A 13940-nucleotide genomic window follows, 5' to 3' on the forward strand; every position below is an offset into this window, starting at 1 on the left:
CGGATAAATTCGCTAATATCTTCCCTAATCTTTTTTCATCTTCCAAAATCACAAAAACAAAAATCAGTATAATCCTGAGTAAGGCAAAAACTCATTAAATTGTACACAAAACATATCCAATGGACCTCTCACTGAAAGGAAAAACAGCGCTGGTGTGCGGCAGCTCACAAGGCATAGGATTAGCTACAGCAGAAGAACTGGCGTTATTGGGCGCCACCTGTATATTATTAGCCAGGAATGAAGACCGGTTAAAAAAGGTGCTATCTACCCTGAGCACCGCTCATGAACAACAACACCGTTATGTGATAGCCGACTTTTCAGATGTAGCGCAGGTAACGGCCGTTGCGACCAATATCGCCAAACAGGGCCCTGTTCATATACTCATTAATAATACCGGCGGACCGGCAGCCGGGCCCATTATAGAAGCCAATGCTGCGGCCTTTACTGCCGCATTTTCACAACACCTGCTCTGTAACCAGGCATTGGCACAGGCTTTAGTACCCGGCATGATAGCCGCCGGATATGGCCGCATTATTAATATTATTTCTACTTCTGTAAAAACACCGATAAAAAACCTGGGTGTATCCAATACTACCCGCTGGGCAGTTGCTGCCTGGTCTAAAACACTGGCTACAGAACTGGCGCCGCATGGTATTACTGTCAACAATGTGCTGCCAGGCTCTACTTCCACGGCAAGACTGGAAGGATTATTCAACAGCAGTGCTGCTGCCAGAAATGTTTCCAGGGAGGTAATTGAAGCAGAATGGCTGAAAGAAATTCCGATGCAAAGATTTGGAGAAGCCCACGAAATAGCTGCTCTGGCAGCGTTTCTCGCCTCCCCTGCTGCTGCATATATTACAGGTACCAGCACCGCAGTAGATGGTGGTAAAACACCGGTGATGTAAAGGGAATTACGGATTACGGATTTGTGGGGAGATGGAACAGACTACCAGTTTACCTCTCCTCACAAATCCGTAATTCGTAATTCATAATTCGTAATTCCCTATTTTAATATTTCAGCCAGCTTAGCGCCCAGTTTATCCCCCCGCAGGTTTTTGGCGATAATAACGCCGTTAGGGTCCAGTAGCAGATTTTGTGGCACTGCTGTAACACCATAGGCTTTTGCTACTTCATTATTCCAGCCCTTCAGGTCACTTACATGCAGCCATGGCAGCTGATCATCATTAATCGCTTTAATCCAGGGCGCTTTTTTCTCATCCAGCGAAATGGCGATGATCTCAAAGTTTTTGTGGTGGTATTCCGCATAGGCTTTACGCACATTAGGGTTTTCTGCTCTGCAGGGGCCGCACCAGCTGGCCCAGAAATCTACCAGCACGTATTTACCTTTGAGAGATGCCAATGTAATGGCCTGCCCGGTTGTGTCGGCCTGTGTGAATGGTAAAGCGGCATGACCTATGGCCGTTTTTTTGGCGATATCCAACTTGGCAGCCAGCTCCTTCCCTCTCACTGAATTGCGGAATTGCGCGTCCAAACCATTGAACAATGGTTCGAAAGTATCCGGGTTAATGATACCGCCACGTTCCTTTACCAGGTGCCAGCTAACGAAGGAAGCCGGATGCGTTTTGATAAACGCCAATTCCCCCTCCTGTGCTTTTGCAAACAATGGCTGCGAGAGCTTGCGGATAGAATCCACACCTGCATTATTTTTTTTCAGGAACATCTTCTTCATTTGTTCCGTTAGCGGCTCCAGTGGATCTGTAAAAGGTTTCAGCTGTTGCTGTAATAACAGATAATCTGTTTGTGCTGCCCCGCCGCTGATCACCGCATGACTCATATTACCGTTACCGATTACCGTGAAATTTCCTTTTTCCAGGAAAAATTCCTGCTTGTCGGCAAACAACATTTTCTCGATAGAAAAAATGCCATCATCATCCAGGGCTTTGAGTTTGAGCGTAGCATTAGCCGGTTCTCCAATGGTTCCATGTATTTCAAAAGCGCCGTTTTTTGTGATCGCAGAATCTTCTACTGATGTTTTATCGATACGATAACTGAGCATCACTTTTGTTTCTTTATCAAGACCGCTGATAGTGCCTTTGATGGTATATTTCCCCTGAGCGGCCACTCCGGTGGCAGTGAGCAGGGAGGCCATTGCAATGATATATTTCATGTATTATTTTTTAAAGAGCCCCGTTAATTTTTCTGTTAATCCTTCTGCTTCCTGCCCTACATATCTCCCTATAATTTTACCATCTTTATCCAACAGAATTTTAGTGGGGAAAGCGGTAATACCGTAGGCTTTTACAGCATCAAACTTTTCTATGCCGGTGTTATTAAGTACCTGTATCCACGGAAGCCCATCTTCTGCGATGGCTTTTTTCCAAACGGCTGTAGCATCATCGCCCTGTTCCTGCGCAATGCCGACTATTTCAAAACCGGCGCTTTTGTATTGGTTATACAGTTCTTTCAAATGCGGATGGCTTTGACGGCAAGGACCGCACCAGCTGCCCCAGAAATCGAGCAACACATATTTCCCCTGCAATGCCTGCAGGTTTACCGGGTTGCCGTTGATATCTGTTTTATTCAGTGGAATAGCAGTTTTACCTATGCTGGTAGCTTTGCTGGCAGCCAGTTTATCTTCGATTCTTTTGGCGTATTCTGAAGTTTTATAAGCAGCATCCAACTGGTTATAGGCGGCTTCCAACTTTCCCAGGTCCAGGCTATTTACCATATTAGCCAGGAAGTACATGCTCACCAATGATTTAGGGTGAGACTGAATAAAGGCCGTTTGCAGTTTATCCTGTTCCTCGCTGAGCTGTTCCCGCAGCTCACGGCTTTTGGCTTTTAGCGCCTGCTGATGGGCAGCAACAGTATCTTTGTAGGATAGCAATGTAGCCTGCCAGTTCCGGTCTGTAATCGCCGCTTCCTTTGCTTTAATGCTATTCCAGTCGTTATTCGCCTGTCCTCCTTTTACGGAAGCTTTATATATAGCGTTGGCATCGCCGGTGATGCGGATAAGATCATTGGAAAGAAAGAATTCCAGCCCTGGCGCGGGGATATAACCATGATCAGTTTTTATATTCAGCGCCATGTTACGCGTAATAAAATGGCATAATACCGGGTGATTCACTTTCCCTTTAAAAGTGACGATGCCTTTTTCGGTGGTGTAGTTACTGTCTATTACAAAGTCTTTCCCATCCATGTAAGCCATCAGGAATTTAGCATCGCCTGCATTTTTCAATGCTGCCTTAATAGTATATCCCTGCTGAGCACTGGCATACAGGGAGCCTGCCATGAGCATCAGCGCTCCTGCGATCTTTTTATAGTTCATATGCTATGATTTTCTCTTTAAGCTATTGATTAAGGATTGTTTTCCATTCCCGGATTCAGCATTAAAATCTTAGGTGGTATTTTGAGGGTCAGACGTTCTTTCGGCAGAGTAAAAGTAGCCGTGCCCAGTTGATGGGTATACGTTACATTTTTAAACAACGGATCAGTAGAAAGACGGCGCATATCAAACCAGCGCATACCTGTACAGGCGTATTCCCGCAGGCGTTCATCGATCACAAAGCGTATCAGGTCATCTTTGGTAGTAGCATCCACACCTGCTTTGGCAGCAGGTAAACGGTTACTGCGCAATGTAACCAGATCGGTGGTGGCACCGGTCAGATCACCGGTCCGGGCTTTACATTCCGCCAGCATCAGGTATAAGCCGGGAAGAGAAGGTCCAAAGTTGATCGCCAGTGGAGAGTTATGCAACAGGTAAGGCAACCTGGTAGCGCCGGTGAAATAGTCTGCTCCATAAAAAAACTTCAGGCGCAGATCTGCCGGATCATATTTTGCCAGTGCAGCAGGACTCAGCATCGCTACATTTGAGAAAATGAAATTCAGCAAAGTGATCTGTTTCAGGTAAATGTTCTCCTGGTTATCGAATGCCTGCGGCATATTAAAAGCACCGAAGCTGGGCATAAAGGGTGAGGTCCATCCTGCCATTACTTTGTTGTAATCATAGAATTGTAAAGGCACGGCACTATTATTCAGGGCTGTTTTACATTGTTGTAATGCGGCAAGTGCCAGGTCATATTTCCCCATGGTAAAATATACCTGCCCCAGGATATAATACCCGGCAGATTTGCCCATGCGCAGGCGCATAGGCGTAATCTCCGGCAGGTCTGGAATGGCGGATACCAGTTCATTGATCACAAAATCATACACTTCCTGTACCCGCGCTCTTTTAAATCCGGAGGCCACTGCATTGGCGGTTGTCACCAATGGTACCCCCGGATCTGTGGCAGCTGTAGCTGGATCATAGGGTTTTGCAAAATAATTTAACAGCATAAAATGCATCAGCGCACGACCTGTCCTCGCCTCTGCCAGTAATTCTTTTTTCTTTTGCAGATTTTCATCTGCTACAGCCATCACATTATTGGCAATCACGTTATACGTATAGTTCTGACCATAGAAGGCGCCCCACTCAATGGCATCTGCATCCGGCAGATAAAGATTATCTTTCCACGTATAGCCGTTCAGATAAGAAAGGTCCATCAGCGAGAGGTAGCCGGAATCTGTAATAACATCGTCTCCCATCATCACACACAGGTCTGCCCCACCGTTGATATGCAAACTGCCATCTGCATATTGTGCCACATCATTGTAGCTAAACAGGTTGCTGCTGTTAAATAACCCGTTGTACTGATCCAGTGTGCGTGGGGTATCTTTTCCTTTGGGTACTATGTCCAGAAATTTGGTACAGGAGGTCATCATCAGGACGCCTGCCGTTACCGCGATATATATTAGTCGTTTGTTGCTCATATTACCTGGTTTTTTAATTATTTAAACCTCACGTTCATCCCTACTGTAAAAAAAGGCTTCATTGCGGGCGCCCGTACACCATACATCAGTTTGAAGTACTCCGGATCTATACCATCTTTATTGGCCTTCCATAACATCACGTTGTTTAACTGTGTATAAATGCGGCAGCTTTCCATACCAGCATGGTCTACCACGCGTCCGGGAAGGTTCCATGCGAGCGTAAGGTCACGGAGCTTGATATAATCTGCGTTCACAATATTAATATCGGCCTGCTGGTACAGTTCTGTTGAACGTCGTGCAATGCTTTGCGAGCTTACAGGCATATAAGATGGGATATTCGTTTTCGCTTCATCACCGGGTTGTTTCCAGCGATCTTCAAAAGAAACCGGGATATTGGCGGTGAGTCTACCGGCATAAAAAGTATTTACATCTCTGCGCATCTGGTAACCCAGGTTATAAATCACCAAAAAAGACAGGTCAAAATTTCCATAACGGAAACTGTTGGTGATACCACCATACCAGGTGGGTTGTGATACCCCTGCATAATTAAGATCTGCGGCCACTATGCCGGAAGTGTTCTTTACTTTTTTTCCATCGGCAGTGAATGCCTGTGGGTCGCCCATGGCATCCAGTCCTGCCCATTTATATGCGAAGAAACTATAGGCAGGGTAACCCTCTACAAATCCTGCGTTTACTTTATTGGATGGTGTCAGTGGCGTGTTGCGGTTTAACTTCAGAACTTTGTTCTTATTGTAGCCTAACGTAAATAAAGTGTTCCAGGAGAAACGGCCTTTCGCCAGGTTCCGGCTGTTGAGCTGTATGTCGATCCCTTTATTCATCATATCGCCCAGGTTGGCATATCCATAATACCAACCAGCTGTTCTGTCMAGTGGTTGTGAGCCCAGCAAATCAATTGTCTTCTTGCGGTATACATCTACGGCACCACTTAAACGACTGTTAAACAGGTCAAAGTCCACCCCGATGTTCATCATTTTAGTGCGTTCCCAGGTAAGCATTTTATTACCTGGCAATAAAGGACGATAGCCAATTCCTACGCTGTTAAATAAGGGGCTGCTTTCTGCCAGCACAATATCCACAGAACTGCCGGAACCCGGTAAAGGTGCATTTCCGCCCAAACCATAGGTAGCACGGAGGTTGAGGCGATTCACTGCTTTCACCGCAAAGAAGGATTCATTGCTGATGATCCAGCCGGCGCCGGCGGACCAGATAGGTTTATACTGCTGACTTTTTTCCGTACCAAAAAGATTGGACTGGTCCATACGTATGCTACCATTCAGGTTATACCGTTGCTTATAGGTATAGGCGCCGTTGGCATACAGGGAGAAAAAGCGGGTCTCGATTTCTCCCACTGTAATAGGATAGGCAGTTAATAAACTTTTAGTGGCGGAGGTATTTCCTATCACCGGACTTGTTACACCGGTAGTCTGCAGCATTTTTTCATCGAACACATTATAGGTCTGCGTCTGGTAATCAAAGCCACGGCGGGTGGAGGAAAAACTGCGGGTTCTGTCGCCACGCACTTCTGTACCAGCAAGGAAGGTTAACTGATGTGCCTTAAAACTATTATCATACATCAGCTGATTACGGGCTGTCCAGGAAATATTTTGTGAATTGGAGGATTGGTATTGTCCACCTGATTCAGGAAGAAAATATACTGGTTTTGCTCCGGGCGTGGTGGCCGCCTGTGTAAAATGTACCAACTCGTAGCGTGTCTGATAAGACTTCTGGTCGTAAAACGTATAGCCGTTGTTATTAACCTGCTGGTATTGAAAACGGCCATCATAGGTTAACCCTTTCACCAACTTTATATTCAGACCGGTATTTACCCTGACAGCACCTGAAGTAGTAGCGTTATTACTGGTATAATCGGATTCTTTTAACGGAATATAATCGAGATTGAGTCCACTTTTCATTTCTGCGGTGCGCTGGTAAGGCTGATACATTTTCAAATAGGCCTGTGATAAAGGTGTTCCATCTGCACCGGCCAGCATGGCATAAGGTAAATAAGTATTCAGATCGGAAAGCGAAGGAATAATGAAACGGGTGTTCTTCTGTTGCGACAGGTTGACCGTCATATCTGCTTTCACATTTTTACTAAAAGCGAAATCCTGGCGCAGGTTCATCTGGTAACGGTTCAGCGCCGACTTGTCATTATTCTGTTGGTTGGTATAAGCCAGTGAACCGTAGTAGGAATGAAATTGGCTGCCACCGGTAAAAGACAAACTATGATTTGTCAACAGCGCCGGCTGTTGCAGGTATTGATCAATCTGGCTACGATTATTCAGTGAAGCCAACGAATCCATTCTGGCATCTGCAACTGATGGCGAAATAAGGCCATTACTCAAATCGTATAATATCCGCTCATGTGGATATACAATAGGATCTGAATTCCCAACACCAGGTGTGGTCACCGTCTTCCAGGGATAAGCCGTTGCATTAAATATCTCTTTTGCGGCATTCGTGAACTGACTGGAATTCATTTTATGCTGGTAATCATAATCTGGTAATCCTTTAAAAGAAACAAAGCCATCATAATTCATTTTGATGCGGCGGTTCAGGTCTTTCCCTTTGCGGGTGGTAATTACCACTACGCCGTTAGCAGCGTTGGCGCCCCAGATAGAAGCAGCCGTAGCGTCTTTCAGGAAAGTGATACTTTCAACATCGTTGGGGTTAACAAAGTTGGTAATATAATCGTTGGACATGGGGACATTATCTACCACAAACAGCGGCATTCTGCTGGCGTTTACACTGGAAACACCCCTTATCAGGAATTTATCCGCACCGGTACTGTTGTTCACGGCAAACCCCGGTACCAGGCCCTCCAGGCGGTCTACCACACTCATACTCCCCGATTTTTGCTGCAGCTGTGCACCTTCTACCTTCGTAAAAGATCCCGCACTTCTTTCTTTTGAAATAGTTTGGTAACCGGTAACTACTACCTGCTGCAACAGGGAAATATTGGGTATGAGAATTATTTCCAGGTAAGACTTGTCTCCCACCTCCACTGTTTTAGGCATAAACCCCATACAGCTGATTAGCAGTATGGGATTACTTTCTGTAATCGCCAATGTAAATTCTCCTTTGGCATTGGTGTTGGAACCCGCCTGCAGATTTTTCAACATAACTGTTACACCTGGCACCGCGTTATGGACTTCATCAAATACTTTTCCTTTGATAATGCGTTCCTGTTTGGCAGGAGTGGGCTGCTGATTAATCACCACCAGATTGGTTTCGGTACTGCTAAATCCGAGCCCGGTACCCAGCAGTACTTCTTTTAATACATCCGTTAACGTTACATTGTCCACATCAATAGAAATGCGTTTATCTGCCGGAATAATATTATTCCCATATACAAAGCGCAGATTTGACTGTTGTTCAATGGCGCTGAAAACCTTTGTCAGCGGAACTTTCTTCAGGTGTAGGGATAAACGGATGTTTTGATGAAGCTTGGTAGCGAAGGCGTGAATGCTACAGAGTAACAGCAGCAGCATGGTCATTTTGGTAACACGACAAATAATGCTCCTGCCGGAATGCACCATACGTGCAGTCCGTGGACTGATTTTTTTCATACATTTAGTTGGTTAATGTCCATAATGGGAAACAGACGCCCGGCAAAAGCCCTGTTTCCTTTACTTAACTGGAGGGAGCGCTCAGGCGTTCCCTTTTACTGTTTAGAAAATGGTTAGTCTTGATAAGTTGTCATCTTCTTTTTTTTATTGGCTGATAAATATTTCATTGTTCTCAATTCTGTAATTAAATGGCACAGAGGCTTGCATGGCCTTCAATGCCTGTTCTACTGTTTCTTTCTCAAACGTGGCGGTATACCTGTATTTATTGGCAATCGTACTATCGACTTTAATTTTCACGCCATACCATCTGCTCATTTCCACGGCGGCAGCACCTAATGGCATATCAGTAAGTACAAGGCGGTTGCGCGTCCAGGAAGTTTCTACCGCAGCGCTATCGCGTAGGCTCAGCATCACATTGCCGATGGTGGCCGATGGTGTGGTAATATGACTCGCTGCCACTACTCCGATCACAATTTTTTGCGCCGGTTGCAGTATAATTTTCCTGTTTTGTTCATCGTGAATGGTAACTTCCACTTTTCCCTTGATCAGGGCAGTTTCTACCACTTTATCTTCCGGGTAGGCGCGTACATTGAAAGAGGTTCCCAGTACGCGTATATCCATTTTCGCGGTGTGTACAATAAAGGGCTTGTTAGCCGCCGCCGCTACGTCAAAGAAAGCTTCTCCGACCAATGTAACTTCGCGGGCTTCTTTATTAAAATGTTGGGCGATGGTAATATGACTATTGGCATTCAGCATTACGCTGGTGCCGTCCGGGAGCTGGAAAGATTTTCTTTCACCAGACAGACTGCTGTAATTCCGGAGGCGGTTTTGTTTTTTGTATTGGTATACCGCAAATCCTGCAATATTGATCAGCAGGGCTATCACTGCGGCGCGGGCCAGTATTTTCCATACCGGCGATATCCTTCTGACAGGCGTTGTAGCCAGGTGTTGCTGGAAAGCTTGTTCAAAACGCCGGCGTTGCCGCGAGAAAGACTCGGTCGTAATATTGCCGTTCAGCATATAATATAAGGCTTTCGCCTCTTTCACTGCTGCCTGTTTTTCAGGATGTGCTATGATCCAGGATTCCCAGAAGCTGACAGCGCTCGCATCTGTGCCGGTACAATACCGGCAGAAAGAAGGCTCCTGTAAAAAATCTTCACTATGGTAGTCCTGAAAATCAGACATAAAACATCCATCCTTTTTCTATAGAGAACACGGGTTGTTCTTTTTACTACTGTAAAACAATATTTTTTTTATTGAAGGGTCAACATGAATAGAACAAGGAGGGGAATGCTGTACAGATAAGTATAATCTTCACCGTCGGTACTGAGTTCTGCCCTCAAAATTTTGATGGCATCGTGGATACTGTTATAGACGGTTCGTTTTGTTACATTACAAATAAGAGCTATTTCATCATAATCCCTGTCTTCAAAATAGCGCAGGCGCAGCAACTCCAGTTGCCGGGGAGCCAGTTTGGCCAGCGCTTTTTCCAGACGCTGTTTCAGTACTTTATCGGATTGTGCGGAAATCAGCAGCTGTTCATAAGCTACTTCTGTTTGTTCCCGGCCGGCTTCAAAAGCGTGGTGTCGCTGTTCCCGGCGGCGGTCGGCTTTCATTTCAGCCATCAGTTTATGGCGAATGCAGGTGAGCAGGTAGGCGCGTACATTTTCCACTTCCGGCAACGTGTTGCGTTTGTCCCACAGGTCCAGCAATACCTGGGTAATACATTCTGAAGCCCGTTCCCGGTTACCGGTGAGCTTCACCCCATAATTAAACATGCCTACATAATGCGCATCATATAACAGCATCATTGCGGCCTGCTGGCCATTCAGCAGCATTCTCCATGCATCCTCCATATGTAACCCTTCCGAAAGCATTATCATCAAAAATAAGGAAAGGAATCACGATTTGTTCACCTGGAACAAAATATCCGGAGATGTATCAGCTTTTGAAGATGCAATTGTGATGGCCTGTTATTAACAGGGAATAAAGTTCACCACACGTGCCAGCTTTCCGTTTTCGAAATATAACTGCACGCTGCTGTCGCTGTCTTTACTATAAGAGTCCCGCAGGGTAACCATATCTGATTTTCCTTCATTTTCTGCCTGTAATACGGCATTTGGAAACATTTTTTTCACGTCTTCCCAGGTGGTATTACGGGAGAAGGATACCTTACCCAAAGTCAGTATCTGATTCGTTGTAAACACGAATTCCTCGCATGCAATGGAATCCCTGCAGAGTTCAAACGTAGAACCTTCTTTATAAAAATAGCTGAAGTCCTCGTCGAACTGTGACCCGCAGATGTCTTCATTCTGAGTAGAAACAATACTGTCTGCCGCTCCTATGCCGCTTTCCAGGCGTTGACGGTTAGTAAACAGGGGCACTTTATTATTGATCAGTGCCTTTGAAAACTCGAATACTTCCACCTGCTCCCAGGAAATGTTGCGGCTGCGGTGGGGCTCCTGCATGGAGTCATCTGCTGCGGTGAGTGGTTGAATGGTTTCTGAGGGTGCTGCTACCGGCATCGTATCCGGTTCTTCCGGTTTATTCTGATGACAGGCAGACAGGATGGTTACCGTAAGGAATAAAAATACTCTATTCATGATCGTTACTTCTTCGTGGGGTCAATACCGTTTTTTCAGCATGACCCGATTAAACTAAAACTAATCATTCTCAAACACATAATTAAAATAATTTATATAGATGACCAATTATTTTTTATGCAATCGTTTGCATAAATGATGAAAGCACACTATATTGTTAAGCATAAACCACGTACTATTTATGAAAAAGCTGACATTCCTGTTATACCTGGGGCTGGCCACACCCTTTGCCGGCCGTACGCAGGACAATTCCGCAGATGCCGCGATGGTAAAAAAAGTAGCAGATTACGCCATTGCACACGCCGCCTTTAAGTTTACAGGTGATAACAACCAGAGCTGGAATACCAGCAAGGAAATTCCGGATGGCGTCAAAGCCTCCATCTCAGATCATCTGAGTGAATGGCACTATCCCAATGGTGTATTAAACATTGCCATGATAGATTTGGGTAATTACCTCAAAGACGAAAAATACAATGCGTTTGCGCAGAAACATGTGGCATTTGCATTCGACAACTACGCCTATTTTGAGGCACTCAGCAAAAAAGGCGTGAAATACAAAAACTTTCCGTTCAATCAGCTGATCAACACCCGGGTACTGGACGATTGCGGCGCCATGGGGGCCAGTCTGCTGGATGTATACAATACCGTAAAAAGAAACGATTACAGGGCCTATATCGACAAGGCCGCCAATCATATCAGCAAAGTACAGGAAAGGCTTCCTGATGGCACGCTATGCCGGCCCAACCCTTATAAATGGACCTTGTGGGGAGATGACCTGTATATGAGCGTGCCCTTTCTCGCACGCATGGGGAAACTCACCAACAACAACGCCTATTTTGACGATGCGGTAGCGCAGATCAAACATTTTACCCACTACCTCTGGGATCCCCGCACAGAATTATATGTGCACTACTATTACGAAGATCTGAAAAGACAAGGCGTGGCTCACTGGGGGCGTGCCAACGGCTGGATCATGCTGGCCAAAGTACAACTGCTGAATAGCTTACCAGCTAATCATCCTGGCAGAAACGAGGTGATCGCCGACCTTACCCAACAAATACTGGGTGTGGCAAAATATCAGGGCGCTAATGGACTGTTCCACCAGGTACTGGATCGCACGGACTCTTACACGGAAACTTCCTGCACCGCGATGTTTGTGTATTCCATTGCCCGGGCTGTAAATGAAGGCTGGCTCGACAAACGCTATATCACTATTGCAGAGCGTGGCTGGGATGGATTGGTAAAGGAAAAAATACAGGAAGACGGACAACTGAAGGATGTATGCATCGGTACAAATACCTCTGCCGATCTTTCTTTTTACTATAACCGCCCTACGGAGTTAAACGATTTTCATGGTATAGGACCCGTGATAGAAGCGGGTGTTGAAATTATGCGCTACAGAGCGAAAAAATAAGAATTACGAATTATAAATTACGAATTACGGAGTTGTGAGAAGATAGTAAACGTGATGATCGACATTTGCTTTTATCTTCCCACAACTCCGTAATCCGTAATTTATAATTTGCAATTCCTGTTAGTACACATCAAACCACACCTTGGTGGTTAGCAGATCAGCGCCCTGCCTTGCTACTGCAGCTTTGTAGCTGTTCCCATTCAACGCCTGCTCACTGGAAGGATACGTTAAACGCAACGGCATTTTACCTTGTAGTGCACCGGTATAAGCAGGTGTGAGTTGTGGATAATCCAGTCTTCTCCACTCTGCAAACGCTTCCAGACCTTCGCTGAAAAGAGCCAGCCACTTCTGTTCGCCGATTGATTTCTTATAGTTACCCGCATCGTAAGCAACAGTTGCCTGCGCCAGGTAATCGTCTACCGGTTTACCAGTGATGCCGTATTGTTTGAAAGAAGCGCGGATAGCCTGTGCATACAGATCCGCAGCATTGCCGCTGATCAGGTTACGCTGTGCTGCTTCCGCCAGGATAAACAACTGTTCTGAATAGGTAAATAACCATGCCGGCGCCAGGGTGGCAGTGAATACGGCACCAATATCGGAGGTCTTCGTGAATCCAAGCCGGGATGCAGAATCTGCTGTCAAACCATTGGTAACACCCACATAATTAGTAGACCCTGGTTCTGTTGGCAATGCGGCGTATATGCTTAAACGTGGGTCATTCAATCCTTTCAATTTATCCACCACTGTTTTACTGATGCGATAATCATTTCTTGTTTCGCGGTTTCTTCCTACAGGATTCTGGTTAGGAGAAGCCAGGTAATTCAGTCTTATCTCAGGATCGTTAGGGCCCAGTAAGAAGTTACCTTCTGCTGCCAGCTCTGCAAATACCGCTTTAGCTGCTTCCGGATCACGATCTGCAATACGCAATGCAATACGGGAGCGCAAACCGTTGGCAAATCTTTTCCAGCTTTTCAGATCGTTCTGCAACAGCACATCACCCAGGATAGGATTATCAGTGGGGGAAATGATCTGTACAGCTCCTTTTAGTTCCGCTAACAAACCTCTGTATACCACCCGCTGACTATCATATGCAGGTGTAAGATACTTCTCAATATTACCAGCCTGAGAATAAGGGATATCTCCATACAGATCTGTTAACTGCTGGAATATCCAGCTACGCATAATCACGCCTACAGCCCTATAGTTGGGGTTATGCAGACTATCCCCCAACTGCACCAGCGTGGTAAAATCCTGTACTCCCTGTGCATAAAAATTGCTCCAAACGGTTTGTATGTTGGTAGATGCCGGTTTATAACTGTCAGGATCAGGATACTGGATTTTTGCCCAATACTGCACATACAGCAGGGATGTTTCCATAGTGGCATCAGGCCCCCAATAGGTATCCACATTGGATTTTATTCCATTGCTCAACAGGTAGTCCGGCTGTGCGGAAGTAGGTTCGTTTGGATTTTTGTTGGTGCGCTCCAGCTCTTTCTGGCAACTGGCCAGTAAAGTAGCAGCAAATATGATATAGAAAGGTATCAACAACTTTTTCATGATCGG

10 protein-coding genes are annotated in these 13940 nt (G+C 45.6%); 2 read left to right on the forward strand and 8 right to left on the reverse strand.

Annotated features, from left to right (window positions below; translation table 11 throughout):
• Nucleotides 1–119: 119 nt before the first annotated feature.
• Entirely contained in the window at nt 120–905 is a 786-nt protein-coding gene (locus tag AB4Z08_RS05755; RefSeq protein ID WP_441572774.1) for an SDR family oxidoreductase, read from the forward strand.
• Nucleotides 906–1003: 98 nt separating this feature from the next.
• Here the strand turns inward: AB4Z08_RS05755 and AB4Z08_RS05760 are convergent, their stop codons facing one another.
• The 7 genes from AB4Z08_RS05760 to AB4Z08_RS05790 form a co-directional block, all read right to left on the reverse strand.
• Complete coding sequence (locus AB4Z08_RS05760; RefSeq protein ID WP_441572775.1) at nt 1004–2128, reverse strand: redoxin domain-containing protein; 1125 nt, start codon at nt 2126–2128, stop codon at nt 1004–1006.
• Nucleotides 2129–2131: 3 nt separating this feature from the next.
• On the reverse strand, nt 2132–3289 hold the full coding sequence (locus AB4Z08_RS05765) for a redoxin family protein (RefSeq protein ID WP_441572776.1): 1158 nt from the start codon (nt 3287–3289) through the stop codon (nt 2132–2134).
• Between the two features lie 29 nt (nt 3290–3318).
• Complete coding sequence (locus tag AB4Z08_RS05770) at nt 3319–4770, reverse strand: RagB/SusD family nutrient uptake outer membrane protein (protein ID WP_441572777.1); 1452 nt, start codon at nt 4768–4770, stop codon at nt 3319–3321.
• A gap of 17 nt (nt 4771–4787) precedes the next feature.
• The gene (locus AB4Z08_RS05775) at nt 4788–8360 is read right to left on the reverse strand and encodes a SusC/RagA family TonB-linked outer membrane protein (RefSeq protein ID WP_441572778.1); all 3573 of its coding nucleotides are present in this window, start codon (nt 8358–8360) and stop codon (nt 4788–4790) included.
• Nucleotides 8361–8504: 144 nt separating this feature from the next.
• On the reverse strand, nt 8505–9545 hold the full coding sequence (locus AB4Z08_RS05780) for a FecR family protein (protein ID WP_441572779.1): 1041 nt from the start codon (nt 9543–9545) through the stop codon (nt 8505–8507).
• A 68-nt stretch (nt 9546–9613) separates the two neighbouring features.
• Nucleotides 9614–10216: an RNA polymerase sigma factor gene (locus tag AB4Z08_RS05785; RefSeq protein ID WP_441572780.1), complete on the reverse strand. Its 603-nt coding sequence runs from the start codon at nt 10214–10216 to the stop codon at nt 9614–9616.
• A gap of 120 nt (nt 10217–10336) precedes the next feature.
• Nucleotides 10337–10963 carry a hypothetical protein gene (locus AB4Z08_RS05790; RefSeq protein WP_441572781.1) on the reverse strand — a complete coding sequence of 209 codons (627 nt, stop codon included), beginning with the start codon at nt 10961–10963 and terminating at the stop codon, nt 10337–10339.
• Nucleotides 10964–11144: 181 nt separating this feature from the next.
• On the opposite strand from AB4Z08_RS05790, the gene AB4Z08_RS05795 reads away from it, so the two are divergent.
• Nucleotides 11145–12377 carry a glycoside hydrolase family 88/105 protein gene (locus AB4Z08_RS05795; RefSeq protein ID WP_441572782.1) on the forward strand — a complete coding sequence of 411 codons (1233 nt, stop codon included), beginning with the start codon at nt 11145–11147 and terminating at the stop codon, nt 12375–12377.
• Nucleotides 12378–12497: 120 nt separating this feature from the next.
• Here AB4Z08_RS05795 and AB4Z08_RS05800 read toward each other — a convergent pair whose 3' ends face one another.
• Entirely contained in the window at nt 12498–13934 is a 1437-nt protein-coding gene (locus AB4Z08_RS05800; RefSeq protein WP_441572783.1) for a SusD/RagB family nutrient-binding outer membrane lipoprotein, read from the reverse strand.
• Nucleotides 13935–13940: the final 6 nt, after the last annotated feature.

The sequence above is a fragment of the Chitinophaga sp. RAB17 genome (assembly GCF_052114225.1).
In the GTDB taxonomy this organism is placed as follows: domain Bacteria; phylum Bacteroidota; class Bacteroidia; order Chitinophagales; family Chitinophagaceae; genus Chitinophaga.

Bases quoted from the DNA above. Each gene is read 5' to 3' on its own strand.
- AB4Z08_RS05785 (WP_441572780.1), bottom strand. From the start codon at position 10,216: ATGGAGGATGCATGGAGAATGCTGCTGAATGGCCAGCAGGCCGCAATG.
- AB4Z08_RS05770 (WP_441572777.1), bottom strand. From the start codon at position 4,770: ATGAGCAACAAACGACTAATATATATCGCGGTAACGGCAGGCGTCCTG.
- AB4Z08_RS05765 (WP_441572776.1), bottom strand. From the start codon at position 3,289: ATGAACTATAAAAAGATCGCAGGAGCGCTGATGCTCATGGCAGGCTCC.
- AB4Z08_RS05795 (WP_441572782.1), top strand. From the start codon at position 11,145: ATGAAAAAGCTGACATTCCTGTTATACCTGGGGCTGGCCACACCCTTT.
- AB4Z08_RS05780 (WP_441572779.1), bottom strand. From the start codon at position 9,545: ATGTCTGATTTTCAGGACTACCATAGTGAAGATTTTTTACAGGAGCCT.
- AB4Z08_RS05800 (WP_441572783.1), bottom strand. From the start codon at position 13,934: ATGAAAAAGTTGTTGATACCTTTCTATATCATATTTGCTGCTACTTTA.
- AB4Z08_RS05790 (WP_441572781.1), bottom strand. From the start codon at position 10,963: ATGAATAGAGTATTTTTATTCCTTACGGTAACCATCCTGTCTGCCTGT.
- AB4Z08_RS05760 (WP_441572775.1), bottom strand. From the start codon at position 2,128: ATGAAATATATCATTGCAATGGCCTCCCTGCTCACTGCCACCGGAGTG.
- AB4Z08_RS05755 (WP_441572774.1), top strand. From the start codon at position 120: ATGGACCTCTCACTGAAAGGAAAAACAGCGCTGGTGTGCGGCAGCTCA.